This window comes from Salinivibrio sp. KP-1 (genome assembly GCF_000968645.1).
Taxonomy (GTDB): Bacteria; Pseudomonadota; Gammaproteobacteria; order Enterobacterales; family Vibrionaceae; genus Salinivibrio; species Salinivibrio siamensis.
Genome location: NZ_LAQR01000002.1, coordinates 41046 through 67837, shown reverse-complemented (window position 1 = coordinate 67837; position 26792 = coordinate 41046). Strand labels below are relative to the sequence as shown.

At 52.0% G+C, this 26792-nt stretch carries 30 protein-coding genes; 15 read left to right on the top strand and 15 right to left on the bottom strand.

Annotated features, from left to right (window positions below):
* Nucleotides 1–21: 21 nt before the first annotated feature.
* From WN56_RS04750 to zapE, 6 genes are all read right to left on the bottom strand, one after another.
* Nucleotides 22–759, bottom strand: coding sequence for a cytochrome c1 (locus WN56_RS04750; RefSeq protein ID WP_046073931.1), 738 nt, complete (start codon nt 757–759; stop codon nt 22–24).
* Nucleotides 756–2024, bottom strand: a complete 1269-nt coding sequence (locus WN56_RS04745) for a cytochrome bc complex cytochrome b subunit (protein ID WP_046073930.1) — start codon at nt 2022–2024, stop codon at nt 756–758. The genes WN56_RS04750 and WN56_RS04745 overlap by 4 nt, the downstream gene beginning before the upstream one ends.
* On the bottom strand, nt 2024–2614 hold the full coding sequence (petA, locus tag WN56_RS04740) for a ubiquinol-cytochrome c reductase iron-sulfur subunit (protein ID WP_046073929.1): 591 nt from the start codon (nt 2612–2614) through the stop codon (nt 2024–2026). The genes WN56_RS04745 and petA overlap by 1 nt, the downstream gene beginning before the upstream one ends.
* A gap of 379 nt (nt 2615–2993) precedes the next feature.
* Nucleotides 2994–3383 carry a 30S ribosomal protein S9 gene (rpsI, locus tag WN56_RS04735; RefSeq protein ID WP_046073928.1) on the bottom strand — a complete coding sequence of 130 codons (390 nt, stop codon included), beginning with the start codon at nt 3381–3383 and terminating at the stop codon, nt 2994–2996.
* Nucleotides 3384–3396: 13 nt separating this feature from the next.
* Nucleotides 3397–3825 (bottom strand): 50S ribosomal protein L13, encoded by a 429-nt coding sequence (rplM, locus tag WN56_RS04730; protein WP_046073927.1) that lies wholly within the window; start codon nt 3823–3825, stop codon nt 3397–3399.
* Between the two features lie 279 nt (nt 3826–4104).
* Complete coding sequence (zapE, locus tag WN56_RS04725; protein ID WP_046073926.1) at nt 4105–5211, bottom strand: cell division protein ZapE; 1107 nt, start codon at nt 5209–5211, stop codon at nt 4105–4107.
* Nucleotides 5212–5490: 279 nt separating this feature from the next.
* Between zapE and zapG the strand changes: the two genes are divergently transcribed.
* The 3 genes from zapG (at nt 5491) to degS (ending at nt 8553) form a co-directional block, all read left to right on the top strand.
* Nucleotides 5491–5898 carry a Z-ring associated protein ZapG gene (gene zapG / locus WN56_RS04720; protein ID WP_046073925.1) on the top strand — a complete coding sequence of 136 codons (408 nt, stop codon included), beginning with the start codon at nt 5491–5493 and terminating at the stop codon, nt 5896–5898.
* A gap of 70 nt (nt 5899–5968) precedes the next feature.
* On the top strand, nt 5969–7333 hold the full coding sequence (locus WN56_RS04715; RefSeq protein WP_156146661.1) for a Do family serine endopeptidase: 1365 nt from the start codon (nt 5969–5971) through the stop codon (nt 7331–7333).
* A 149-nt stretch (nt 7334–7482) separates the two neighbouring features.
* Nucleotides 7483–8553 (top strand): outer membrane-stress sensor serine endopeptidase DegS, encoded by a 1071-nt coding sequence (gene degS / locus WN56_RS04710; protein WP_046073923.1) that lies wholly within the window; start codon nt 7483–7485, stop codon nt 8551–8553.
* 89 nt (nt 8554–8642) lie between these two features.
* Here the strand turns inward: degS and murA are convergent, their stop codons facing one another.
* Genes murA through mlaF form a run of 7 tightly spaced genes read right to left on the bottom strand, consistent with a single transcriptional unit; the run spans nt 8643 to nt 13218 of the window.
* Nucleotides 8643–9902: a UDP-N-acetylglucosamine 1-carboxyvinyltransferase gene (gene murA, locus WN56_RS04705; protein ID WP_046073922.1), complete on the bottom strand. Its 1260-nt coding sequence runs from the start codon at nt 9900–9902 to the stop codon at nt 8643–8645.
* 9 nt (nt 9903–9911) lie between these two features.
* A complete protein-coding gene (gene ibaG / locus WN56_RS04700) occupies nt 9912–10166 on the bottom strand; it encodes a BolA family iron metabolism protein IbaG (RefSeq protein WP_046073921.1) in 255 nt (84 codons plus the stop codon).
* A gap of 2 nt (nt 10167–10168) precedes the next feature.
* Nucleotides 10169–10483 carry a lipid asymmetry maintenance protein MlaB gene (locus tag WN56_RS04695; RefSeq protein ID WP_046073920.1) on the bottom strand — a complete coding sequence of 105 codons (315 nt, stop codon included), beginning with the start codon at nt 10481–10483 and terminating at the stop codon, nt 10169–10171.
* Nucleotides 10480–11154: a phospholipid-binding protein MlaC gene (gene mlaC, locus WN56_RS04690; RefSeq protein WP_046073919.1), complete on the bottom strand. Its 675-nt coding sequence runs from the start codon at nt 11152–11154 to the stop codon at nt 10480–10482. Before mlaC ends, WN56_RS04695 begins: the two co-directional genes overlap by 4 nt.
* Nucleotides 11155–11159: 5 nt before the next feature.
* On the bottom strand, nt 11160–11639 hold the full coding sequence (gene mlaD / locus WN56_RS04685; protein WP_046073918.1) for an outer membrane lipid asymmetry maintenance protein MlaD: 480 nt from the start codon (nt 11637–11639) through the stop codon (nt 11160–11162).
* Between the two features lie 2 nt (nt 11640–11641).
* Nucleotides 11642–12421: a lipid asymmetry maintenance ABC transporter permease subunit MlaE gene (gene mlaE, locus WN56_RS04680; protein WP_369795692.1), complete on the bottom strand. Its 780-nt coding sequence runs from the start codon at nt 12419–12421 to the stop codon at nt 11642–11644.
* On the bottom strand, nt 12421–13218 hold the full coding sequence (gene mlaF / locus WN56_RS04675; RefSeq protein WP_046073916.1) for a phospholipid ABC transporter ATP-binding protein MlaF: 798 nt from the start codon (nt 13216–13218) through the stop codon (nt 12421–12423). The genes mlaE and mlaF overlap by 1 nt, the downstream gene beginning before the upstream one ends.
* A gap of 385 nt (nt 13219–13603) precedes the next feature.
* On the opposite strand from mlaF, the gene WN56_RS04670 reads away from it, so the two are divergent.
* The 12 genes from WN56_RS04670 (at nt 13604) to mgtE (ending at nt 22980) form a co-directional block, all read left to right on the top strand.
* Entirely contained in the window at nt 13604–14566 is a 963-nt protein-coding gene (locus WN56_RS04670; protein ID WP_046073915.1) for a calcium/sodium antiporter, read from the top strand.
* Nucleotides 14567–14578: 12 nt separating this feature from the next.
* Nucleotides 14579–15553, top strand: a complete 975-nt coding sequence (locus WN56_RS04665) for a KpsF/GutQ family sugar-phosphate isomerase (protein ID WP_046073914.1) — start codon at nt 14579–14581, stop codon at nt 15551–15553.
* Complete coding sequence (kdsC, locus tag WN56_RS04660) at nt 15553–16113, top strand: 3-deoxy-manno-octulosonate-8-phosphatase KdsC (protein ID WP_046073913.1); 561 nt, start codon at nt 15553–15555, stop codon at nt 16111–16113. The genes WN56_RS04665 and kdsC overlap by 1 nt, the downstream gene beginning before the upstream one ends.
* Nucleotides 16110–16673: an LPS export ABC transporter periplasmic protein LptC gene (gene lptC, locus WN56_RS04655; RefSeq protein WP_046073912.1), complete on the top strand. Its 564-nt coding sequence runs from the start codon at nt 16110–16112 to the stop codon at nt 16671–16673. Before kdsC ends, lptC begins: the two co-directional genes overlap by 4 nt.
* Nucleotides 16654–17187, top strand: coding sequence for a lipopolysaccharide transport periplasmic protein LptA (lptA, locus tag WN56_RS04650; RefSeq protein WP_046074202.1), 534 nt, complete (start codon nt 16654–16656; stop codon nt 17185–17187). Before lptC ends, lptA begins: the two co-directional genes overlap by 20 nt.
* Before the next feature lie 8 nt (nt 17188–17195).
* On the top strand, nt 17196–17921 hold the full coding sequence (lptB, locus tag WN56_RS04645; RefSeq protein WP_046073911.1) for an LPS export ABC transporter ATP-binding protein: 726 nt from the start codon (nt 17196–17198) through the stop codon (nt 17919–17921).
* Nucleotides 17922–18093: 172 nt separating this feature from the next.
* Nucleotides 18094–19569: an RNA polymerase factor sigma-54 gene (locus tag WN56_RS04640; RefSeq protein WP_046073910.1), complete on the top strand. Its 1476-nt coding sequence runs from the start codon at nt 18094–18096 to the stop codon at nt 19567–19569.
* A 25-nt stretch (nt 19570–19594) separates the two neighbouring features.
* Complete coding sequence (gene hpf, locus WN56_RS04635) at nt 19595–19882, top strand: ribosome hibernation promoting factor (protein WP_046073909.1); 288 nt, start codon at nt 19595–19597, stop codon at nt 19880–19882.
* 3 nt (nt 19883–19885) lie between these two features.
* A complete protein-coding gene (gene ptsN, locus WN56_RS04630) occupies nt 19886–20329 on the top strand; it encodes a PTS IIA-like nitrogen regulatory protein PtsN (protein WP_046073908.1) in 444 nt (147 codons plus the stop codon).
* A gap of 25 nt (nt 20330–20354) precedes the next feature.
* Nucleotides 20355–21206, top strand: coding sequence for an RNase adapter RapZ (gene rapZ, locus WN56_RS04625; RefSeq protein ID WP_046073907.1), 852 nt, complete (start codon nt 20355–20357; stop codon nt 21204–21206).
* Nucleotides 21203–21478: an HPr family phosphocarrier protein gene (locus WN56_RS04620; RefSeq protein WP_046073906.1), complete on the top strand. Its 276-nt coding sequence runs from the start codon at nt 21203–21205 to the stop codon at nt 21476–21478. The genes rapZ and WN56_RS04620 overlap by 4 nt, the downstream gene beginning before the upstream one ends.
* 134 nt (nt 21479–21612) lie before the next feature.
* Nucleotides 21613–22980, top strand: coding sequence for a magnesium transporter (gene mgtE / locus WN56_RS04615; protein ID WP_046073905.1), 1368 nt, complete (start codon nt 21613–21615; stop codon nt 22978–22980).
* An 83-nt stretch (nt 22981–23063) separates the two neighbouring features.
* Here mgtE and rpoD read toward each other — a convergent pair whose 3' ends face one another.
* On the bottom strand, nt 23064–24911 hold the full coding sequence (gene rpoD / locus WN56_RS04610) for an RNA polymerase sigma factor RpoD (protein WP_046073904.1): 1848 nt from the start codon (nt 24909–24911) through the stop codon (nt 23064–23066).
* A 93-nt stretch (nt 24912–25004) separates the two neighbouring features.
* Complete coding sequence (gene dnaG, locus WN56_RS04605; protein WP_046073903.1) at nt 25005–26756, bottom strand: DNA primase; 1752 nt, start codon at nt 26754–26756, stop codon at nt 25005–25007.
* Nucleotides 26757–26792: the final 36 nt, after the last annotated feature.

Below are 26792 nucleotides of genomic sequence, written 5' to 3'. Positions count from 1 at the left end.
GCAACACTCTAGATTAACCGATCAGTGCACATCGCGCCAATATTCTTTCTTGAGGAAGTACGCCAAAATCAAGAATACCACGAAGAAACCAATCACCCACCAGCCCAGTTGCTGGCGCTCTAGCTTCACAGGTTCCCCTGAATATTCAAGGAAGTTAACCAGATCGCGCACCGCATTATCGTACTCGCTAGCACTGAGTTCGCCGTTGCCGTCAGACTTGAGACCCACAAACTCTTCTACCGGCTCACCGTCCACCATACGTGTTTCGTACACTTTACGGGGTGTCCCTTGCAGCTCTTCAAGCACGTGTGGCATACCCACGTTCGGGAACACGGTATTGTTCACGCCAAATGGGCGAGATGGGTCGACGTAGAACGAACGTAAATAGGTATAGAGCCAGTCCACGCCACGCACACGTGCCACCAAGGTGAGATCGGGAGCGGGTGCACCGAAGTACTGCGCGCCCGCCTCTTGTGTCATGGCGTTTTTCATCAACTCGCCGTAATCGGCATTCTTATCGACAATCAGGTTGTCTTCCATCAAGTCTTTAGGAATATTGAGATCTTCGGCCACACGCTGATAACGCTGATACTGCGTAGCATGGCAACCAAAACAGTAGTTCATGAACAGTTTGGCGCCACGTTGCAATGAGGCTTTGTCCGTCAAATCATTGTTGGCTTCGTCCAAGTGGACATTGCCACCGGCGGCCATCGCCAAAGAGGGCAACAGCGCGCACAAGATTACAATCCATTTTCTCATTTGAATGTCACCCTCTCTGGTAGCGGTTTTGTTGCCTCATTTTTGCTGTAGAAGAACAACAGCACGAAGAACATGAAGTAACAGAAGCTGAAGATCTGCGCCAGCAAGGTGTACGTTGGGGTTGCTGGCAACGCGCCCAGAATACCCAGAGCAATAAAGGCAATCACAAATTGGACGATGTTCGCCAAGTGCAGCTTGCTGCGGTAGCGGTATGAGCGCACACGGCAGCGGTCAAGCCACGGCAGGATGAACAGCATCACAATCGACGCGCCCATGGCAATAACACCAATTAGCTTGTCTGGGATCGCACGCAAAATCGCGTAGAACGGCGTGAAGTACCAAACAGGGGCAATGTGCTCAGGGGTCTTCAGCGGGTTAGCCGCTTCAAAGTTGGGTGGCTCAAGGAAATAACCGCCCATTTCGGGATTAAAGAAAATCACGTAGGCGAACAAGATGCCGAACACACCCACACCAATCAAGTCTTTCACTGTCCCGTAAGGGTGGAAAGGAATCGAATCAATGATCTTATATTTCTTGGTGTAATCCGGGTGGAACTTGAACTGTGACTGCTGGCCATCGTCATCTGCCTCACCTTTCGGTAATTTAGTGTCGATACCATCTGGGTTGTTTGAGCCCACTTCGTGCAGTGCAAGCACGTGCAATGCCACCAACAGCAAGAGCACAATCGGTAGTGCAATTACGTGGAGGGCAAAGAAACGGTTCAAGGTTGCGCCAGAGACAACGTAGTCACCACGAATCCACAGTGTCAGATCATCACCAATAACCGGGATGGCCCCGAACAAGGAGATGATAACCTGTGCGCCCCAGTACGACATTTGTCCCCATGGTAGCAGATAGCCCATGAAGGCCTCAGCCATCAGTACCAGGAAGATCAGCATACCAAATAGCCATAACAGCTCACGTGGCTTTTGGTAGGAGCCGTAAATCAGGCCGCGGAACATATGCAGGTAGACCACCACGAAGAAGGCCGAGGCCCCGGTGGAGTGCATATACCTCAAGAGCCAGCCGTACTCCACATCACGCATGATGTATTCAACAGACGCAAATGCGCCTTCCGCTGAAGGTACGTAGTTCATGGTTAGCCAAATCCCAGTAAGAATTTGGTTAACCAGAACCAGCATTGCGAGCACACCAAACATATACCAGAAGTTGAAGTTCTTCGGCATGGGGTACTCAGTCATGTGTTTGCGATACGCATTCATCGCTGGAATGCGTTTCTCAACCCAGTTCAGCAAGTTTTCCATTACGCAGTCCCCTCATCTTGTCCCACGAGTACCCGTTTGTCGTCCAAGTACATATAAGGTGGAACGACCAGGTTCAGTGGTGCAGGTACGCCTTGGAATACGCGTCCTGCCATGTCAAATTTGGAACCATGACACGGGCAGAAGAACCCGGCTTTCACCCCACTCACTTGCTCACTGAAGCTGTCAGGCAAATAGGTTGGCGAGCAACCTAGGTGGGTACAGATACCAACCGCGACAAAAATTTCAGGTTTAATAGAGCGGGTCTGGTTGGCTGCGTATTCTGGCTGTTGCGGCTGTGCCGAACCGGGATCACGAAGCTGGTCCTCGAAGCTAGACAGCTCTTCGACGACCGCGTCACTACGACGCACGATCCATACAGGTTTTCCTCGCCACTCAACACGGATCATTTGTCCGTCTTGTAGCTTGCTGATATCGACTTCGACAGGCGCGCCCGCCGCTTTGGCTTTCGCGCTTGGGTTCCAAGACTTAATAAAAGGTACGGCAACTGCTACGGCCCCTAAACCGCCAACAACTGACGTCGTCGCAGTCAGGAAACGGCGTCGGCCGGTATTCACTGGCGCATTGCTCATCCAACATTCTCCCATGTGCTCCCGCTTGGATTTTTATTGTGTCCTTTGCGTCCATGGAGCGTACGGCTTACTTAAAAACGAATATGTAATAACGGCTGACTGGGATCAGTTCGATTAAATCTTAGCTGCTATTACGTCGGCTAGATGATAGAGAAAACCCTACTTTTTGACAAGATAAAGCTACCTTTTTGTAACAAATGTGAGCGGTGTGCACAGAATTGAGGAAAGGGTAATAAAAATGTTGGAAACTGAGTGCTTATACACTGTTTTGAAAGGAAATAAATGAGTATTGCACGCAAGAATGCTGGCTGAATTGATGGATAAAAAAAGCCTGGCGTTGCCACCAGGCTTTTTGCAGCAAATCTGACTGGAACGTCGATTAACGCTTCGAGAACTGCGGGCTGCGACGTGCTTTGCGTAGACCCACTTTTTTACGCTCAACGCGACGAGCGTCACGCGTAACAAAGCCAGCTGCACGTAGCGCAGGACGTAGTGACTCGTCATACTCCATCAGAGCACGAGTGATGCCGTGACGGATTGCGCCAGCTTGACCAGAGATACCACCACCAGAAACGGTGATGTACAGGTCTAGCTTCTCGGTCATTTCTACCAGCTCAAGCGGCTGACGAACGACCATGCGAGCGGTTTCGCGACCGAAGTAAGTTTCGAGAGAACGCTTGTTGATCTCGATGTTACCGCTGCCCGGCTTGATGAAGACACGCGCTGCGGAGCTTTTGCGACGGCCGGTGCCGTAGTATTGTTCTGCCATTGCTTTATTCCTCTTAGATGTCTAGTACTTGCGGTTGTTGTGCCGCGTGCTTGTGCTCAGAACCTGCGTAAACTTTCAGTTTACGGTACATAGCACGACCTAGAGGACCGCGTGGCAACATACCTTTAACGGCTTTTTCAATAACCAGTTCAGGTTTTTCCGCGATCAGTTTTTCAAAGCTGATTGACTTGATGCCACCAATGTAGCCAGTGTGGCTGTAGTACATCTTGTCAGACTTTTTGCGGCCAGTAACAGCCACTTTCTCAGCGTTGATAACAACGATGTAGTCACCGGTGTCAACGTGAGGAGTGTATTCTGGCTTGTGCTTGCCACGCAGACGCGTTGCAATTTCAGTGGCCAGACGGCCCAACGTTTTGCCTTCAGCGTCTACAACGAACCAGTCGCGTTTTACAGTTTCTGGTTTAGCAACGAAAGTTTTCATGCTAATGATTACCCGATTAATAAGTTTCACTTCAGGAGCCTAAGCTCCCACTGTTAAGCGCCCATACATCACCCCTTCGAGTGGTGGTACACTCGGCCTAAGCCTTTCAACAGTAACGGTGGGTCGCGAGATTATAGGGAAGAGTGGAGAAAAAATCACCTCCTTTTGGTAAAAAAATTCGGTGGATTTTCATCAGTTGGTTATTGTTTGGCTACCGCCTACCCTTACCTCGCAGGGCGCGCGCCATCAGAACGCTTGCGCCCCGAATGCCATCCTATTTTAGGGCAAGTGTGGCAAGGCAAGGTAGTCATGGCTTTGCATTTCAATCAAGCGTGATTGGCAGCGCTTAAATTCAAACGCCAGCCGCTCGCCTTGATAGAGGCTATCCATGGGCACCGCCGCCGAGATGATTAGCTTCACGCTGCGCTCGTAAAACTCATCCACCAAGGCAATAAAGCGCCGCGCGGCATCGTCTTGCGCACCGGTCAGCTGAGGCATATCAGCCAGCAACACCGTGTGGTAAAAGCGTGCTAGCTCCATATAATCGCTCTGGCTACGTGCGGATTGGCAAAGCTCAGCAAAGCTAAAATGCACCACCCCATCGCCGTTTTCGATGGTTTGCAGCGGCCGATGATTGACCTCAATCACATCCTGTTTCACCCCACCCTCGCCATTGAGCTTTTTAAAATAAGCGTGCATTTGCGCCGTCGCGGCGTCATCTAAAGGGTGGTGAAAGATCTCCGCTTGCTCTAGCGTGCGTAAGCGGTAATCGACCCCTGAGTCGACATTGACCACCTCACAATGCTGATTAATCAAGGCGATCGCAGGTAAAAAACGCGCACGTTGCAATCCATTCCAATAAAGCTCATCCGGCACGATGTTGGAGGTGGCCACCAGAGTAATACCACGCGCAAATAGGGCTTCCATTAACGTCCCCAAAATCATCGCATCGGTGATGTCAGAGACAAAGAACTCATCAAAGCACAATACTCGGGTTTCTTGAGCAAACTTATCAGCGATTTGTGGCAGAGGGTCAACCTCGCCATCCAAGGTTTTGAGCTCTTGGTGAACGCGATGCATAAAGCGGTGAAAGTGCATCCGCATCTTGTTTTCAAACGGCAAAGCGTGGAAAAACGTATCCATTAGGTAGGTTTTGCCGCGCCCCACCCCACCCCAGAAATATAAGCCTTTTACTGGGGTCACTGGCGCGGGTTCGCGCTTACGCCAAGGCAGCCAGCTGCGCTTTTCGGGCATAGTGGGGACAATGGGATTGGCGACCAAGCGATGGTAGAGCTCATCGAGTTTCTCCACTGCCATACGCTGCGCGGGGTCTTCAATAAAATCGTTGTGGGTCAGATCGTTATTATAATGTTCGAGTGGCGTCATTCCGTGAAAGCCTCATTGATTATCGCCTCCACGCATAGTAACACGCCCTATAAAAAACGTAACATATCGACAAAAACGCGGGGCGGTCGCACTCCAACACACAATCCGCCCGCTGCCAGTACCGCCAATAAGCATCGACGTGTATAGTGAGCTAAATCTTCCCTTGCTGAGTAAATGGGGAATGTACGATATTATTAGGTAGGCAAGTGATTTTACTTGTCGTGACTGACCTGTCAGTGGTATCTGTGGGCGGTCAACTTGTGACTACAAGGAGCAGTTATGGCCTGGATTAACAGCCTGATCTTTCTCGTCATCGGTATCGCGGTAGGCTTCTTCATTGCCCGCATGACGACACGCGATCTCAAACAACAAAAAAACATGAAAAGGGAGCTAGAAAAGTCACGTTACGAGCTGGAGCAATATCGCCAAGAGCTGGTTGATCATTTTGCCCAAAGCGCGGAGCTGCTCGATACGCTTTCCAAAGATTACAACAAGCTCTATCAACACATGGCAAAGACCTCGACCGATTTGATGCCAAACTTGCCCGATCAGGACAACCCGTTTGCCAAGCGATTGGGTAAAATCACCGAAGTGAAAGTCGATACAACCAGTGAGCCGCCGAGAGACTACTCCGGCAGTGCCTCTGGACTACTCAAAAGCGGTGAAGGGTCACGCGCGACGAGTTGATGGAGGATTGAACTTTTTCAGATAGCCCCCACTCTCACTTCATACCTGACAATCGGAGTGTGAGTCTATGATGAAGAAGTCTTTACTAGCGATGAGTATCGCCGCGCTGACTCTTGGCGCGGCCTTTTCCCCTCTCCCAAGCCACGCTGCCCTACCGCAAACCGTTAACGGCGAAGCCATGCCGAGTTTGGCGCCGATGTTGGAGAAGGTCTCTCCGGCCGTCGTCAGTATTGCCGTTGAAGGCAATAAAGTCGCCAAGCAGCGTATTCCAGAAGCTTTTCGTTTTTTCTTTGGCCCGAACATACCGCCCGAGCAAGCCCAAGAGCGTCCATTTCGTGGGCTCGGCTCAGGGGTCATTGTTGATGCGGACAAAGGCTATATTGTCACCAACCACCATGTGATTGATGATGCAGACCAAATCCGAGTACAACTAAAAGATGGTCGCGAGTACGATGCAACCTTGATTGGCAGTGACGAGATGTCTGACATTGCCCTCCTCCAGTTGGATGAAGATGCCGATAACCTTACCCAAATTCCGCTCGCGAACTCTGACGAACTGCGCGTGGGCGATTTTGCGGTGGCGATTGGTAACCCATTCGGGCTGGGGCAAACCGTCACGTCGGGGATCATCTCAGCACTGGGACGCAGTGGTTTGAATTTGGAAAACTTTGAGAACTTTATTCAAACCGATGCGGCGATCAACAGTGGTAACTCGGGGGGCGCCCTGGTGAACCTTAATGGTGAGTTGATGGGGATCAACACCGCCATTTTAGGCCCCAATGGCGGTAACGTCGGGATTGGCTTTGCGATTCCGGTGAATATGGCGAAAAGCCTTGTTGATCAAATTATCGAGTATGGCTCGGTGCGCCGTGGCATGCTGGGTGTCACCGGGCGCGAGCTAACATCGGAGCTCGCCGATGCCTTTGGTCTTGCCACTCAGCACGGCGCCTTTGTTAGCCAAGTGATGCCAGAGTCTGCGGCAGAAGAAGCAGGCTTAGAGGCCGGTGACATCATCGTCTCGGTCAACGGCAAAAGCATTCGCAGCTTTGGTGAATTACGCGCCAAAATTGCCACCTTGGGCGCGGGCAAGCCTGTCACCTTGGGGGTTATCCGTGACGGTGAAAACCTAGAAATGGACACCACCCTCAAAGAAGCGAGCCAGACGCAAACCAAGGCCGACAACTTACACAAAGCCCTCACCGGTGCCGAGCTGAAAAATCACGACACCGAGCCGGCTGGGGTAGAAGTGACGGCCATTGAAGAAGGTTCACTCGCCGCGCGCTACGGGCTGCGTGAGGGGGATGTAATTGTCGGCCTCAACCGCCACAAGATTGAGAACCTCGGCGATTTGCGCAAGTTGCTTGAAGACAAGCCCAGCGTGTTAGCGCTCAATATCATCCGCGACAACAGTTCCTTGTATCTGGTGATCCGCTAGTCCGCGCACGCGCGCCTGGCGCACACCGATTGATGCCTGCCTCCTCGGCAGGCATTTTTTTGCCCAGACAGCGGTGATGATTTCCCCAACCCTCACTGACAATGCTATTCTCTAGCTCCGCGTTAAGTTGCTTGAGGATGGCATTATTTATGCTGGCGTTATTGATTCGCTCTGTGATTATTGGCTTGGTGACAGCTGCCCTGTTATTAGTGGCGGTGCCAGACTTACGTTCTGGCCTGTTATCCGACTTTTCTTTTGCCGACAATGACGACGAAAAGCCAGTTGAATTGGTGTCATTTAATTATGCGGTTAAACGCGCATCACCCGCGGTGGTCAACATCTACACTCGCAATTACACCGGCAACGACAGGCTAGCGCTTAACACCCAGGGATTAGGCTCAGGGGTGATCATGAGTGCCAAAGGCTATATTGTCACCAACTATCATGTGGTGGCGGAAGCCGACCAAGTGATTGTAGCCCTGCAGGATGGTCGTATTTTCACCGCGCAAATGGTCGGCAAAGACCAGCGCACCGACTTAGCGGTGCTTAAGGTGCAAGCCGATAACTTGCCCGTGATCCCGGTCAACGATCGCTACCAACCTGCGGTGGGGGATACGGTGCTCGCGATTGGCAACCCCTATAATCTCGGACAAACCACCACTTATGGCATTATTTCCGCCACTGGGCGTACCGGGATGAGCTTTTATGGCCGCCAAGACTTTTTACAAACCGATGCCGCGATTAACCGAGGGAACTCTGGGGGAGCCTTGGTCAACAGTCGGGGCGAGTTAGTAGGCATTAACACCGCCTCGTTCCAGCAAGCCACCGATTTGGAAACCTACGGCATCTCGTTTGCGATCCCCTACGGGTTGACCGAAAAAATCATGAACAAATTGATTGCCGATGGCCGAGTGATCCGAGGCTATATCGGGATTGATGGTCGCGATGTGAATCCGGTGATGGCACGCCTGCTCGATGCCGAACAACAACGAGGGGTAATGGTGTCTGGGGTCGACCAAGGGGGACCGGCGGATAAAGCGGGGATCCAACCGCAAGATTTAATTATTAAGATTGATGGGCAAGCGGTACGTGGCGCACGCAGTGCCATGGATATGGTCACCGATACTCGCCCAGGCTCAACGCTAGATGTGACCTTGATTCGTGATGGTGAGACCCTGACACTGCCGGTCAAAGTGGGCGATGAAAGGCAGCGCCGCTAGGGCTATCCGCCGCTCTCTGCACTTATCGGCTCACGCCATCAAAAACGCCAGCTCAATGCTGGCGTTTTTGTCTCGAGTGTGAGGCGAGGTTACTCCGCGTCAATCCGCTCAATTTTCGCACCTAACGCTTGAAGTTTATCTTCGATGCGCTCGTAGCCTCTATCGATATGATAAATGCGATCGACAATGGTCTCGCCCTTAGCGATACAACCAGCAATCACTAAACTCGCCGAGGCGCGCAAATCCGTAGCCATCACTTGCGCACCGCTTAAGCTATCGGTGTCACCACAGATCACGGTGTTGCCCTCAATTTCTGCATGGGCACCCATGCGCTGCAGTTCAGGGACGTGCATAAAGCGGTTTTCAAAGATGGTTTCGGTAATAATGCCCGTGCCCTTGGCCACCAAGTTAAGCAAGCTAAATTGCGCTTGCATGTCGGTCGGAAAGCCTGGGTGTGGCGCTGTGCGTACATTCACCGCTTTTAGCTCACGGTCAGTCATATCGAGCTCAATAAAGTCATCACCGGTGACCACTTTAGCCCCCGCCTCTTCGAGCTTGTGCAATACCGCTTCGAGTAACTCGGGCGAGGTATGGCGACAAATAATATGCCCACCAGACACGGCCGCAGCCACCAAGAAGGTGCCGGTTTCAATCCGATCAGCCACCACCGAGTGCTTACCGCCGCCGAGGCGCTCTACCCCTTCAATTTCAATCCGATCCGTGCCTGCACCTGACACCTTGGCACCCAGCATATTGAGGAACTTGGCGGTATCAACAATTTCTGGCTCACGGGCGGCATTTTCGATCACTGTGGTACCGTCAGCCAAGGTGGCTGCGCTCATGATGGTAACCGTCGCGCCAACGCTGACTTTGTCCATCACAATATGCGCCCCTTGCAAGCGGCCATCCACGGTCGCGCGCACATAGCCCTCATCCAAGGTGATGGTGGCACCGAGTTGCTCTAGACCATTGATGTGCAAGTCGACCGGGCGGGCACCGATGGCACAGCCACCAGGCAATGACACTTCGCCTTTACCAAAACGCGCCACTAAGGGCCCTAACGCCCAAATAGACGCGCGCATGGTTTTGACCAAATCATAAGGGGCACACAGCTCAGTAATGTCACTGGCATCGACATGCACAGAGCCGTTGCGATTAACCTTGGCACCTAAGCGAGATAACAGTGCCATAGTGGTATCAATGTCACGCAGCTTAGGGACATTCGCCACTTCGACCGGCTCTTCGGCCAGTAGTGAAGCAAATAAAATCGGGAGGGCGGCATTTTTCGCGCCGGAAATGGCCACATCACCTTTTAGCGGGCCATTGCCCGTCACTCGAAACTTTTGCATCAGACCCTCTTACAACTGCATCAGCTTTTTATCGCGCGCCCATTCAGCTGGGGTCATCGCTTTAATACTGACAGCATGGATATCATTGCGTGCAATATGCGCCATCAGCGGTGCATAAATCTTTTGTTGCTTTTTCACACGTGACATCCCGTCAAACATCTCTGCCACGGCAATCACTTCAAAGTGGCTGCCATCGCCTTTCACGTGCAGCTCGTCCACTGACAAAGCTGCCTCTAAAATGGCTTTAACTTCGCTTGCTTCCACGTTTAAACCCCTTTTTGATGCTCAGCATCGTCCAAAAATGTCTCTACATTGCTCAGCGATAAGAGCAACTTAAGTTGCTCTGGCACCCCTTGATAACGCACCTGTTGCCCTTTCTCACGCAGTTGCTTATCCAGGTGTAGCAACATCGCCATGCCGGCGGAATCTACACGTGATAGCGCGCTTAAATCCAGGCTCAAGGCAGTGTCAGTGGGGAGCCACTGGTCACGCTGGCGCCAAAAGTCAGGCACTGTGTCACGATCTAGCCGCCCTGACAAGTGATACTGTTGCCCGTCGCCGGCGGTGAAGCTCACGCTCATGAGGCGTCCTGCTTTTGTTTGTCTTCGCGACGGATGGGGCGTTCAGCCAAGGTTTTTAATTGCTCGATGACCGAATCAATACCATCGCGACGTAGCGGTGCTTTCCATTCCGACTGCTTAGACTGGATCATACTCACGCCCTCGGCGGTGACGTCATAGGCTTGCCAATTTCCTGTCCGAGTATTTTTACGTAAGCTAAAGTCGAGGCGAATCGGTGGCCGTGACGGATCGGTAATATCGACCCGCACTTTGACAATCTTATCGTCAGGGGCAATCGGCTGATCTTTTTGTACCTCGACATCTTGGTCATCGTACTCAAGCAAGATCTGCGCGTAAGAGGCAATCATGTATTCAGTGAATGCCTCGGTAAAGGCGTCACGCTGCGCGGGCGTGGCTTTGCGATAGTACTGCGCGCCCAACACCAGTGATGCGGCATACCGAGTATGAATGTAAGGCAGTAACTCATCTTTGACCACATCACGCAGCAAGTCAGGATCAGCGCGGAATAAGGTGCGGTCTTTACGCAGGCGGGTAAAGGTGTTGTCCGCCACTTGCTCGATGAGCTGATAAGGGTTGGATTGATCAACCGGCTCGCTCGCCTGTGCCACAGTGCCAAGGCTTGAAACCAGCAGGCAAACGGCGCTGCTCAGTGCGATCCATGTCTTTTTCATGCTGTTTACTCCTTGTCACCAACGCTATAGAGGAACTGACCAATCAAATCTTCGAGTACCAGTGCCGATTTGGTGTCCTGAATCTTGTCGCCGGCGTCTAAATAGCCAATACCCAGCGCTTCATCCACGAAGCCTGGGGTGATACCAATGTACTGTTCACCCAATAAACCTGCGGTATAAATCGATGCCGAGCTTGATTCCGGAAAACGTCCGGCGTCAGCATTGATTTGCAGGGTGACTTGGGGGACATAAGTCTCGGCGTCCAACGCAATGTCGGTCACTTGGCCAACGGTCACGCCACCCACTTTGACCGGTGAGCGCACTTTTAAGCCACCAATATTGTCGAACTCAGCGGTTAGCGTGTAAGTATCCGCCCGTCCCCAACGCTGGACATCGGCCACTTGAAACGCCAAGACCAATAACGCTGCAATGCCAGCAATGACAAAACAACCTACCCAAAATTCTGTTTTACGACTCTGTTGCATGATTAATTCCCAAACATGAGTGCAGTAAGGACAAAGTCTAGGCCGAGCACGGCCAACGATGAATGTACCACAGTACGCGTGGTGGCGCGGCTGATCCCTTCCGATGTCGGCGTGGCATCATAGCCGTTAAAAAGCGCAATCCAGGTCACAGCCACCGCAAACACCACACTTTTTATCAGTGCGTTGCCCACGTCATAGCCCAGATCGACCGACGCTTGCATCACCGACCAGAAACTGCCGTGGTCAATGCCTTTCCAGTCGACCCCGACCAGCTCGCCGCCCCAAATGCCCACCAGCATAAAAATCACTGCCAGCAGTGGCATGGCAATCACACCCGCCCAAAAGCGCGGTGCTATCACTCGGCGTAGCGGGTCAACCGCCATCATCTCTAGGCTTGATAACTGCTCGGTGGCTTTCATTAAGCCAATTTCTGCGGTCAGTGCTGACCCAGCTCGGCCAGCAAACAGCAAGGCGGTCACCACAGGGCCAAGCTCACGTAGCAGCGACAAGGCCACCATTTGTCCAAGGCTGGTTTCCGCGCCAAAGTCTGACAACACCAGATACCCTTGCAAGCTCAGCACCATACCAATAAACAGGCCAGAGACCATGATGATCGCCAGTGAGCGAACGCCTACCGAATAGAGCTGCTTGACCAATAGCGGGAAGGTTTTGCTCGGTTGCGGACGGCCAATCAGTGCGCCTGTCATCACAAAGGTTGCGCGGCCCATGGATTCGGCCACGCGCATGGCCCGGCGGCCCACGTCTTCGATGTGTGTTCTGATCACCGGAAAATCTCCTGGGTTAACTCGCCAGCGGGATAGCGAAAAGGTACCGGCCCATCAGCATGCCCTTCTAAAAACTGTTTTACCCACGGGTCAGGATTGTCACGCAGCGATTGGGGCGAACCACTGGCAATAATGCGGCTATCGGCGAGCAAATATACCTGATCGGCAATACTCATGACCTCTGGCACATCGTGCGAAACCACCACACAGGTCAATCCCAGTGCTTGGTTAAGCTGACGAATCAAGGTCACCAGCACCCCCATGGTGATCGGATCTTGGCCGACAAAGGGCTCATCAAACAAAATCAATTCAGGGTCAAGCGCAATCGAGCGTGCAAGAGCTGCTCGACGTGCCATCCCGCCCGATAAATCACTGGGCATTAATCCTTGCGCGCCACGTAAGCCCACCGCTTCTAGCTTGAGCATCACGATGGTGTGAATAAGCGACTCGTCCAAGTCGGTATGTTCGCGCAGCGGGAAAGCGACATTATCAAACACCGACATATCGGTGAATAACGCCCCTGATTGGAACAGCATGCTCATACGCTGACGGACTTCAAACAACTTGCGTCGTCCTAGGGAAGGAATAGCGTGGCCATCAAACACAATCTCGCCCGCATCGGGTTTAAGCTGACCGGCAATCAAACGCAGCAAGGTGGTTTTGCCTATCCCTGATGGCCCCATGATCGCGGTTACTTGGCCACGTGGCACTTGCAAATCAATATTGTCAAAAATGCATCGATTGCCCCGTGAGAAGGTCATCCCACTGATATCTATCAGGCTCTGTGCTGCCATGGCCGCATCTCATGGTTAGAAAGGAACAAAATTAAGTGGCTGATAATAAGGCGTCACCCACCCTAACACAAGCCACGCCGCACCTCAGCGCCCACAGGACGTGACTTATCCCTGATAATAGCAGCTTATCTTCGCTTTTCTTGTCAGACATAGGTCAGCTTACGTCCGACTAATGTAACGCTGCCATTCATAGCGACTGTTTCACGATGACTGTTTCATGGCGACCGTTTCACGGCGACCATTTCATGGCGACAACCCTCATGTTGATGAATGAAATCACCGATTTCATCGCTAAAGCACGGGCTTTTCGCTTCACATTTACCCCGTTAGCCGTCAGAATTGCACCTCATTTGTACCCAATCAAAAAACGCAAAGGATAGGTGTCATGGTCATAGCGGTTGCCATACTCATTGTTGGACTCATCGTGCTAGTGTGGAGTGCCGACCGATTAGTGTTCGGCGCGGCAGCAATCGCGAAAAACTACGGGGTCTCTCCGCTGGTGATCGGGATGACTATTTTGGCCATGGGCTCCTCTGCCCCAGAGATGATGGTCTCGGCCAACGCCGCCTTAGCGGATAAAACCGACACCGCCGTGGGTAATGTGTTGGGCTCCAACATCGCTAATATTGCGCTGATCCTCGGTTTCACCGCACTGATCAAGCCCCTTTCTATTGGCTCGACTATTATTCGTCGCGAGCTGCCTCTGATGCTAGGGGTCACCGTATTGGCTGGGGTGCTGCTTTGGAACAACCACCTGGGCTTTTTTGAAGGCGTGGGGCTGTTCACCCTGTTTGTGATTTTCATCCTAATGATGCTAAAAATCGGCAAAGACTCGGGTGGCACCGATCCAATACTGGCCGACCAACAATCGGATATTCCTAATGATGTCAGTAACCTGAAAGCGGTGCTGTGGATCATCATTGGTTTGCCATTGCTGCTGGTCTCTTCCGATCAAGTGGTTGACTCGGCAGTGACCATCGCGCAGTACTTTGGCATGAGCGATTTGGTGATCGGCTTGACCATCATCGCCATTGGCACCAGCTTGCCTGAGCTCGCCGCGTCGATAGCAGGGGTAATGAAAGGGGAAGATGATTTGGCCGTCGGCAATATTATCGGCTCAAACGTGTTCAATATTCTCGCGGTGATGGGGATCCCAGGATTACTCAACCCCTCAGCGATCAGTGAGTATGCCATGAGCCGCGATTATTATATTATGTTGGTGCTTTCCATCATGTTACTGATTTTTGCGCTCGGTAAATCACGTAGCATCAACCGCATTGAAGGCGCTGTTTTTCTCCTTTGTTATATCGGCTATCAAGGCTACCTGTTTGTTAACGCAGCAGCCTAAACGGACACAAGTATGAGTGATTACAGTTTTGATTTTCGCCGCGCAGGGCTTGATGTGCTCAACATTGAGCAAGACGCGATTGCGCAGCTAAAAACGGCGATCGATGACCACTTCGCGGCCGCTTGCCAACTCATCTTACATGCCACGGGGAAAGTGGTGGTGATGGGCATGGGTAAATCCGGCCATATTGGTAAAAAAATCGCCGCGACATTGGCCAGCACGGGGACGCCCGCGTTTTTTGTCCATCCAGGGGAAGCCAGCCACGGCGATCTGGGAATGATAAACCAAGGTGATGTGGTACTGGCCATTTCCAACTCGGGGGAAGCCGGTGAAATCTTAACCCTGCTGCCCGTGATTAAACGCCTCGGGATCCCCTTGGTCTGTATGACCGGCAACCCTAATTCCAGCATGGGTCAGCTCGCGAAAGTGAATCTCAATATTCATGTCCCGCAAGAAGCCTGCCCATTGGCCTTGGCCCCCACCTCCAGCACCACCGCCACCCTAGTGATGGGCGATGCCCTCGCGATGGCGTTGATGCAAGCCAGAGGCTTTACCGCGAACGACTTTGCCCTCTCCCACCCCGGCGGCGCACTGGGGCGTAAGCTATTATTACGTATCAGTGATTTAATGCACCAAGACGAGCGCTTACCAGTGGTTGAGGACTCCGCCACCGTCCGTGATGCGCTTTTAGAGGTGTCAGAAAAAGGCCTAGGCATGACAGCGATTGTCGATAGTCACGGGCAACTGACGGGCGTGTTTACCGATGGCGATTTGCGCCGCTTGCTGGATATGCGCATTGACCTGCATACCACCACCATTGGCTCAGTGATGTCGACAAACCCGGTGACCATTGAACCGGAACTGCTCGCGGCAGAAGGACTCAAACTCATGGAAGAGCGTAAAATTAACGGACTGCTGGTTGCTAAAAACGGCCAGCTGCTCGGCGCCCTTAACATGCATGACCTTTTAAAAGCCGGAGTTATCTAATGGCCTCCACTGTGATTGACACCCTCTATGGCCCTGTGGCTGCCGACGTTTTTCAACGTGCGGCGGCGATAAAACTGCTGATTTGCGATATTGACGGCGTCTTCTCCGATGGCCGCGTATACATGGGCAATCAGGGTGAAGAGCTCAAAGCATTTCATACCCGTGATGGGTATGGCATCAAGTCGATCATGAATGCCGGCATCGAGGTCGCAGTGATCACAGGCCGCCAATCGCAGATTGTCGCGAACCGAATGCGCGCCCTCGGTGTCCAACATGTTTATCAAGGACAAAGTGACAAACTCACCGCGTATCAAGACTTGTGCCGCCATGTTGATGTTTTACCCGCACACACGGCCTACATTGGCGATGACTTAATTGATTGGCCGGTGATGGAGAAAGTCGGGCTTGCCTGCTGTGTGGCCGATGGTCACCCACTCCTTAAGCGTCGCGCGCACTTTGTCACGCAAACAGGCGGTGGCTTTGGTGCCGTGCGTGAAGTGTGTGATCTGATGTTAGAGGCGCGTGGCGAACTCGACCAACACAAGGGCTTGAGTTTATGATCCGGCGGCTTGGCCTGCTTCTATTGGTCGTGCTTTGTGCGGTAACCGGTTACTATTTATTGGTTCAGCATGGCTGGCAGCGGGTACAGCAGGTCACGCCTGATGCCGAAAAACCGCTGTTTACTGGCGAAGCGATTCAAACCGTGCAATATGATGCGGACGGCGTGCGCAGCTACACGGTGCACGCCAAACATCTTGAGCATTATGCCAAGATTGATGAAACCCACTTTAACGAGCCCGTTCTGTGGACGTACAAAGCAGGCAAAGAGGAAGAATGGCGCGTGAGTGCAGACTACGCGATATTGTCCGATGACCACCTGTTGACCATGACGGGCAACGTGCGCATTTTTAACCTACTACCGAATGCGCAAATTGATTCGGTAGCCACTGATTCGGTGACCCTGAATCTCACCACACGAGATTTTTGGTCAGAGAGTCCGACGACGATCACCGGCACCCGTTTTCAAACCAAAGGTAAACGGGTGAAAGGAAATTTCGGTAACCACCAGATGGAATTGTTAGACGATGTTAGAGGCCGATATGAAACGACCCCTCGTTAAAGCGCTGGCAGGTGCCATGTTGCTGCTGTCGCATTACTCACTGGCTCTGAGCAGTGATACTGAGCAACCTATTTATATAGAGTCAGAAAGCCAACACCTGGATATGGCGACCAACACGGTAACCTTTACCCAAAACGTGGTCCTGACCCAAGGCAGCATTAAAATCTTGGCCGATAAACTGATCGTGATTCGCCCAGAAGGCCAAGAAGGTGATGAAACCATCGAGGCGTATGGCAAGCCGGCGACGTTTGAGCAAACCATGGACGATGGCAAAGAGATTCATGGCGAAGCCAATAAACTGCGCTACGAAGTGGGCAATGAATTTCTTAAAATGTCGACCAATGCGATGCTTGAGCAAAGTGGCAATCAGGTGGAAGGCAACGTGATCACCTATGAAATCGACAAGCAACAACTTGTAGCAGAAAGTGATAGTACCAAACGCGTCACCACGATTTTGCAGCCGAGCACCAAATCGTCATCCTCTCAGGATGCATCCACGTCAGACGAGCAATAAGAGGCGACATGGCAACACTCACAGCAGCCAATTTGGCCAAAAGTTATAAAGGGCGAAAGGTGGTCGCCGATGTCAGCTTGGAAGTGAAATCCGGTGAAATTGTTGGTCTTTTAGGCCCTAACGGTGCGGGTAAAACCACGTCATTTTACATGATTGTCGGCTTGGTCGCTCGTGACGAAGGGGCCATCTATATCGATGACAAAGACATTAGCATTCAGCCGATGCATAACCGCTCACGCCTGGGGATTGGCTACTTGCCACAAGAGGCCTCGATATTTCGCAAGCTGAGCGTCTACGATAACCTAATGGCGGTGCTACAAACCCGTAAGTCGTTAAGCAAAGAAGAGCGCCAAGACAAGGCAGAAGATCTGTTGGATGAGTTTAATATTCAGCATATCCGTGACAGCCTAGGGATGGCCTTATCCGGTGGTGAGCGCCGTCGGGTAGAGATCGCGCGTGCATTGGCCGCCAACCCAAAATTTATTTTGCTGGATGAGCCGTTTGCAGGGGTCGACCCGATATCGGTGATCGATATTAAGAAAATCATCGAGCACTTACGTGATCGTGGCTTGGGCGTGCTGATTACCGACCACAATGTGCGCGAAACACTCAGTGTCTGTGAACATGCTTACATTGTCAGCCAAGGACACTTGATTGCACACGGTACCCCTGATGAAGTGCTTAATGATGAGCATGTCAAACGGGTCTATTTGGGTGATCAGTTCAAACTCTAATGCACCTGATTACGCCAACTCGGTGAGCGTGTTCGGATAAAATATAGTGGACTGGCTCACGCTACAAACTGCCAATCAAGGCTATAGTTAATAAAGAGCGCTTGCCCTGTTAGCCAGAGCAAGCGTTTTTAACCTCTTCGGTCGTTGAAATAAGGAAAGGTGTACCGCCTCTATGAAACCCACGCTTCAGCTTAAGCTTGGACAACAGCTCGCAATGACACCGCAATTGCAGCAGGCTATCCGTCTGCTGCAATTGTCGACGCTGGACTTGCAACAGGAGATCCAAGAAGCGTTGGAAACCAACCCGCTGTTGGAACATGACGAAGGCCAAGAGCAGGAGGCCAGTCAGCACGAGCAATCCCATGATCAAGATACCGCTGAGCAAGAAACAGCGACCGCAAGCGCGGACACCATGGAAACCTCGGACGCGTTTGAAAAGAACGAAATGCCGGACGATCTCCCGGTCGATACGACTTGGGATCATCTCTACTCTGCCGGTACCGGCAACACAGGCGCAGGGGCCAGCGGATACGACGACCAACCCGTTTACCAAGGGGAAACCACCCAAACGCTCTACGACTATTTAAAATGGCAGCTCGAACTGACGCCCTTTTCGGAAAACGATCAGGTGATCGCCATGGCGATCATTGATGCGGTGGACGATCAAGGTTACTTGTCGGTCAGCACCGAAGAGATCCTCGACAGCTTAGGAAGCGAAGAGATTGAGCTTGACGAAGTCGAAGCGGTGCTCAAACGCGTGCAACATTTTGATCCGTTGGGTGTGGCGTCTCGCTCACTGCAAGAGTGTTTGATGCTGCAACTGGCAACCTACGACGCCGATACCCCTTGGCTTAACGAGGCTCGTAAAGTGCTCACTGAACACATGGACTTACTCGCCAACCGTGATTATCGCCAGTTGATGCGTGAAACCCGGCTAAAAGAGCCTGAGCTTAAGTCAGTGATGCAATTGATTCATAGCCTCGAGCCACGCCCAGGTAACTTGATTGTGACCAACGAGGCCGAATATGTGGTGCCTGATGTCTCCGTGTTTAAGCATCAAGGGCAGTGGGTGGTCCAAATCAACCCAGATAGCGTGCCCAAACTGAAAGTGAACGAGCAATACGCTGCCTATGGCCGTAATGGTTGTAGCCCCTCTGATAGCCAGTTTATTCGCTCACACCTACAAGAAGCCAAGTGGCTGATCAAAAGCCTGGAAAGCCGTAATGACACCTTGCTGAAGGTGGCACGCTGTATTGTCGAACATCAACACGACTTCTTTGAGTACGGGGAAGAGGCCATGAAGCCGATGGTGCTTAACGACATCGCCTTGGATGTCGATATGCATGAGTCAACCATTTCCCGTGTCACGACACAAAAGTTCATGCATACGCCGCGCGGTATTTTCGAGCTGAAGTACTTTTTCTCTAGTCACGTCAGTACCGACAATGGCGGCGAGTGCTCATCCACAGCAATTCGCGCACTGATCAAAAAATTGGTCGCTGACGAGCCGGCTAATAAGCCGCTTAGCGACAGTAAGATTGCCACATTGCTGGCCGAGCAAGGCATTAAAGTTGCACGACGGACCATTGCTAAGTACCGAGAGTCACTGGGTATTGCGCCGTCAAACCAGCGTAAGCGTCTGCTATAGGCGCCTCAACAGAAGGAAAGTGTGTATGCAAATCAATCTGACCGGACAGTCTGTCGACGTCACGCCACCACTACGCGAGTATGTGGAGACCAAGTTTGCTAAACTCGAGCGCTTTTTCGAGCACATTAATAATGTCCATGTTGTACTGAATGTCCAAAAGCTCGACCAGATTGCAGAAGCAACGCTCCACGTGAACAACGGGGAGATCCATGCAAAAGCACAATCGCATGATATGTATGCGGCCATCGATGGGCTGACCGATAAGCTGGTCAAGCAACTGAGTAAACACAAAGAAAAGCTCAAACAGCACTAAGCTATGGAACTGAAAGAAGTACTGTCAGTGGACTGCACCCGCAGTGCCGTCCACTGCTCTAGCAAGAAACGCGCCCTGGAAATCATCAGCCAGGTTGCTGCGGACAAGCTGGGCACCAACGCACAAACCTTGTTTGAATGCATGCTAAGCCGCGAAAAGCTGGGGACGACCGGCATTGGGGCGGGCATTGCCATTCCCCATGGTCGCACGCTCGACAGCCAACATGCCGTGGGTGTGCTGCTACAATGCGCCGAGCCCATAGAGTTTGATGCGGTGGACAAACGGCCTGTCGATCTGCTGTTTGCGCTGCTAGTGCCCGATGAACAGTGCAAGGTACACCTGCAAACCCTGTCTGCGATTGCCGAGAAGTTGAATGACAAAAAGCTGTGTCGTCAGCTGCGCAATGCCAATTCAGACCAAGAGCTGTACAATATCATTACCCAATAATGGGCAACGCTGACGGGAGCGAACTATGATGCTAAAAATTGTCAGTGGCCGTTCCGGCTCAGGAAAGTCAGTAGCATTGCGGGTACTGGAGGATCTTGGTTATTACTGCGTGGATAACCTGCCCGTCAACTTACTGCGTGACTTTGTTGTCTCGCAAGACGATGCGGACGCAAAAATTGCCGTCAGTCTCGATATTCGCAATCTCCCCAACGCCAAAGAGCCGGTTGCCGACACCTTGGCTGCACTGCGCGAAATCTGCGATGTCACTGTGTACTATTTAGACGCCGACGATAAAGATCTGATTAAACGCTTCAGTGAAACCCGTCGTCTGCATCCCCTTTCTCGACACAACCTCTCATTAGAGCAGGCCATCCAAGCTGAAAAGCAGCAAATGGCGCCAATTAAAGAGCACGCGGATCGGGTAATTAACACCACGGGCTTGTCGATTCACGACTTGAGTGAGTCCGTACGTTCACTGGTACTGGGTCGCACCAGCAGCGATTTGGTGATGGTGTTTGAATCCTTTGGCTTTAAGCATGGTTTGCCCGCCGATGCCGATTATGTCTTTGATGTCCGCTTTCTCCCCAATCCACACTGGGAGCCCGCGCTTCGCCCTCATACTGGGCTCGAGAAGCCTGTGCGTATGTTTCTCGCCGCCCAACCTGACGTGGCCATGTTAGTGGCGCAAATAAAAGGTTTCCTCGAGTCGTGGCTACCTGCACTTAAAAACAATAACCGTAGCTATGTGACCGTGGCGATTGGCTGTACCGGGGGCAAACACCGCTCGGTGTATGTCGCGCAATACTTGTCGGATTATTTTCAGGAGCTGGGCGAGCAAGTGCAAACGCGTCACCGTACCTTGGAGCAAAAACAGTGACCTCGGTATCGACTCAAGTATGTATTCGTAACCGTTTAGGCTTGCATGCACGCGCCGCCATCAAGCTGGTTGAACTGGTGCAAGAGTATGATGCCGATGTGGTGCTGCAAAGCACAGATAAATCCGCCACTGCTGACAGTGTAATGGCCATGCTGATGCTGGAATCAGCGCAAGGCGAAACCATTACGGTATCGGCCAGCGGCCCGCAGGCAACAACAGCGCTTGATGCGGTGAAAGCATTATTTGAGGCGGGCTTCGACGAAGACAGCTAATGGTCCCGCCTCCTCAACCACTGCGCTGACCAGCGCGGTGAATGGCGCTAAATCCCCTCTATCACCGATTTGTCATGCGACAGACTCCCCTGATTAGGTTAGAATTTTAGTCATTGCATTTGGGGGAGTGGCCGATGGCAGACACATTAGAACAAGAACAAAGTAACCTAACCCACCAACGGCTCCAAGAAGTCACTCAATTGCTTGAGCAAGGCATGTTTGTGCGCGTACGCCGTATGCTCGAGGACATGGAGCCAGAAGACACTGCTCACCTTTTAGAGGCCTCTCCGCCGAAAGGACGTCTGGTACTTTGGCAGCTCACCGACCCGGAAGATCAAGGTGAGATCCTTGATGAGCTCTCAGAAGATGTGAAAGACGGCATCATGGTTCGCATGGCCCCTGATCAGCTCGCGGCAGCGACGGAAGGGATGGAAACCGATGATGTCGCTTACTTGCTCCGTAGCCTACCGCAAGACGTTTCCCAAGACGTGCTGGCGGAAATGGATGCCCAAGACCGGACGCGCGTACAGCAAGCCCTCTCCTACCCCGAGGAGTCCGCGGGCGGGATCATGAATACTGACGTCATCACCATTCGTGATGATGTGACCGTGGATGTGGTATTACGCTATTTGCGGATGCGCGGTGAGTTACCCGACACCACAGATACCCTGTATGTAATCGACCCAAACGGCCGCTTAATTGGTAATTTGCCGATCAGTGCCCTGTTGGTTAACCAACCGGATACCGATATCGCTGACATCATGGATGCACCGGATGAGGCGATCAGTGTCACCATGGACGACGGTGATGTCGCCAGCCTGTTTGAACGCCGTAATTGGGTCTCAGCCCCCGTGGTGGATGAGCACAACCACTTGGTCGGTCGAATCACCATTGATGATGTGGTGGACATTATTCGTGAAGACGCTGAGCACTCGATGATGAGCATGGCAGGCCTTGATGACGAAGAAGACACCTTTGCCCCCGCGTTTAAAAGTGCGCGTCGTCGTAGCATCTGGCTGGGGATCAATGTATTGGCGGCCTTAACCGCGGCATCGGTCTCCAACATGTTTGAAGGCACGCTCGATAAAATGGCCGCTATTGCGGTATTGATGACCATTGTTCCTTCCATGGGCGGCGTGGCCGGCAACCAGACCGTCGCCTTGGTGATTCGCGGCCTGGCAGTTGGCCATATTGGCGACTCCAATACCCGCTGGCTGCTGGCCAAAGAAGCCACCGTCGGCATGATTAACGGCCTTGTCTGGTCGCTGATCATTGGTGGTGTGGTGGTGTTATGGAAAGGCAGTCTTGAGCTGGGGTTGATCATTTCAGGCGCGATGATGGTCAACTTGTTTGTCGCAGGTATTGCTGGGGTAGCGATCCCCACGTTGCTGAAAAAGTACAATATCGATCCGGCATTGGCCGGTGGGATGGCCCTGACCACCGTCACCGATGTGGTTGGCCTGCTCGCGTTTTTGGGGCTGGCCACCTTATTTATTACCTAGCCTCTATTAACTAGCCTCGGTAGGATAAAAAAAGGCGAGCCATCTGGCTCGCCTTTCTTGTCAGGTCGCTTGAAACCGCGTCATTACTCGTCCAAGAAGCTACGCAATGTCTCAGAGCGGCTTGGATGACGTAACTTACGCAGCGCTTTCGCCTCAATCTGGCGAATACGTTCACGGGTCACATCAAACTGCTTACCCACTTCTTCCAGCGTATGGTCGGTATTCATTTCAATACCAAAGCGCATACGCAGTACTTTCGCTTCACGCGGTGTCAGGCCAGCTAGCACGTCATTGGTTGCCATTTTGAGGTTGTTCGACGTTGCCGAATCCATCGGTAGCTCCAACGTCGTGTCCTCGATAAAGTCACCCAGGTGTGAATCTTCATCATCACCAATTGGGGTTTCCATCGAGATCGGTTCTTTGGCGATCTTCAGTACCTTGCGAATTTTATCTTCCGGCATCAACATCCGCTCAGCCAGCTCTTCAGGCAGCGGCTCACGCCCCATTTCCTGAAGCATCTGACGCGAAATACGGTTGAGCTTGTTGATAGTCTCAATCATGTGTACCGGAATACGGATGGTTCGCGCTTGGTCCGCAATCGAACGCGTGATTGCCTGACGGATCCACCAGGTCGCATAAGTTGAGAACTTATAGCCACGGCGATATTCAAACTTATCGACCGCTTTCATCAAGCCAATGTTACCTTCCTGGATAAGGTCCAAGAACTGCAGGCCACGGTTGGTGTATTTCTTAGCAATCGAAATAACCAGACGTAGGTTGGCCTCAACCATTTCTTTTTTCGCACGGCGTGCTTTCGCTTCACCGATAGACATACGACGGCTGATGTCTTTGATCCGCTCGACCGACAAGCCCGTCTCTTCCTCGATGATCTTCAGCTTCTGCACACAGCGGCGAAGATCTTCTTCGTAACGCGCCACACGCTCTGCGTAAGGCTTGCCAGAGTTCAGTGCTTCGTCAATCCATGCATCCGATGACTCATTGCCCGCAAACAATTGAACGAAGGTTTTCTTCGGCATTTTGGCCTGATCGACACAAAGACGCATCACCAAACGCTCTTGGGTGCGCACCTTGTCCATGGTTTGACGCATGTCATTAACCAGACGATCAAACTGTTTGGGGATCAGACGGAACTGCTTAAACGTTTCAGACAGCGCATCGATCGACTCTTTCGTACGCTCATCATAACGGCCGTACTGTTGGATCGCCGTTTCCATCGCCGCATAGGTGCGACGAAGCTCGCTGAACTTCTCACGCGCCAGTTCAGGATCGATACCAACATCTTCATCACTCTCATCGTCTTCGTCGGTATCGTCTTTGTCTTCGTCTTCATCATCTTCGTCATCAAGCTCTTTTTCGCTGAGCTCGGAGCCGATATGGGTCGCCGTAGGTGCGACGTCATCCTGGTCTGGATCGATAAAACCAGAAATAATGTCGGTTAAGCGAAGCTCTTCTGCTTCCACTTTATCGAACTGATCGAGCAGTGAGGCAATCGAGGCCGGATATTCTGCCACCGAACACTGCACCTGGTTGATGCCGTCTTCGATACGCTTGGCGATATCGATCTCACCCTCACGGGTCAACAGCTCAACCGTGCCCATTTCTCGCATATACATGCGAACAGGATCCGTGGTGCGACCGATTTCACTCTCCACGCTAGAAAGTGCTGCCGCCGCTGCTTCGGCTGCGTCTTCGTCGGCCACGGTTTCTGACATCATTAGCTCATCGGCATCAGGGGCGGCTTCCACCACTTGAATGCCCATGTCGTTAATCATCTGAATGATGTCTTCTATTTGGTCGGAATCGACAATGTCTTCCGGGAGGTGGTCATTAACTTCGGCATAGGTCAGATAGCCTTGCTCCTTGCCTTTTGCGACAAGCAACTTTAGCTGTGACTGCGGATTTTGATCCATAGACGATATCCAACTTCGGGTCTGAGTGAAGAATTTAGTATGCGGAAACGCAAACCGCCAATTTTAACAAATGTCACCTTTGCTGGCTACTTTCTAAACGGACTGGCTCTGTATCAGTAGCATCAGTTCCCGCTTCTCTTCGACTGATAAGCCGACGGTATTTGACTTCGCTTGCAACTTGGCTATTTGTTGTTCGACACACTGGGCGAGTATTTTATCCAGTGAATCGCAAAAAAGTTCTGACGCATTTTCATCGTCAACATGTAGATCCCAGCCAGCCAAGCGGGCTAGCAAGGGCTCTTGTTTGGTTCCCCGCCAGCGCTCAAGCAACTGACCGGTAGTGATATGGGGGCGCTGTCGACAAATCTCAAGGATGGGGTTTAACAACGCTAACCCAGGTAAATCAATGGTGTCGGCCGATGGTAACGGCGGCACTTCTTGGCCGAGTTTAGGGTACTGCACTAATAGCGCAATCACCTCACGCATCGGCGTGCGTTTAATATCCTGCTGACCATGGACTTTTACCGGCTGGCCCTGGCGACGAATCAGAGTATCGAGCTGATGGTCATCCATGATACCCAGTTTCTGTCCTAGGGTATTACGCAAATAAAGACGTAAGGTATCACCCGGCACCTTTTCAATCAGCGGCACCGCCAAATTCGCCAGCTTGGCTTTGCCCTCTTGGCTACTGGTGTCCACCTGCTTGAGCAACGTATTAAACATAAAGGTCGATAAGCTTTGTGCCTCACCTAAACGTTGCTCAAACCCCTCTTTGCCTTCTTGGCGAATCATGGAGTCAGGGTCGTCACCATCCGGCAAAAACATAAATTTTAATTGGCGACCATCATGAATATACGGCAACGCTTGCTCCATCGCCCGCCAAGCGGCATCGCGCCCGGCTCTATCGCCGTCGTAGCAACACAGTATAGTACCGGTTTGCCGGAAAAGGGTTTGAATATGTTCTCCCGTGGTCGAGGTGCCCAAGGAGGCGACCGCATAATCCACGCCAAATTGCGCCAATGCGACCACGTCCATGTACCCTTCTACCACGAGTATACGCTCTGGATGGCGATAGCGTTGCATCACCTCATACAAGCCATATAGCTCACGGCCTTTATGGAAAATCGGCGTTTCTGGCGAGTTGAGGTATTTAGGGGTGCCATCGCCTAATACACGCCCACCAAAACCGATCACTCGCCCGCGGCGGTCACGGATCGGGAACATCACGCGGCCACGGAACCTGTCGTAGCTATGGCCGTTATCGTTCTCAATCAACATGCCTGCGGTAAGCAACTGGCGAATATCGGCTTGATTGCGACCAAAGCGGCGCTTAATGGTGTCCCATTTATCAGGGACAAAACCGATACCAAACTGTTTAACCACTTCGCCGGATAGACCACGCTGTTTGAGGTAATCAATGGCCACTTGCCCTGCATCAGTGCGTAATTCCCCACTGTAGGTTCGGGCAATGGCTTCCATCATCTCGTAGATCTGACGCTTGTCATCACTGGGCATACTCGGACGCGTGTTACCGCCTCCTATTTGCTCACGAGGTACCTCTAAGCCTAACGTGCTGGCGAGCTCTTCGATGGCATCAGGAAATTCGAGTCGTTCAAACTCCATCACAAAGTCGATGGCATTGCCGTGCACACCACATCCGAAGCAGTGATAAAACTGCTTGTCTTGGCTTACACTGAATGAAGGCGTCTTTTCGTTATGGAAAGGGCAACAGGCACTGTAGTTTTTGCCTTTTTTCTTGAGCTTGACCCGTGCATCAATGATCTCAACGATGTCGAGACGTGAAAGCAAGTCATCAATGAATGCGCGCGGGATTCTGCCTGCCATAACCTGAAATTTATAGGGAGAGAAGCAAACAAGCCG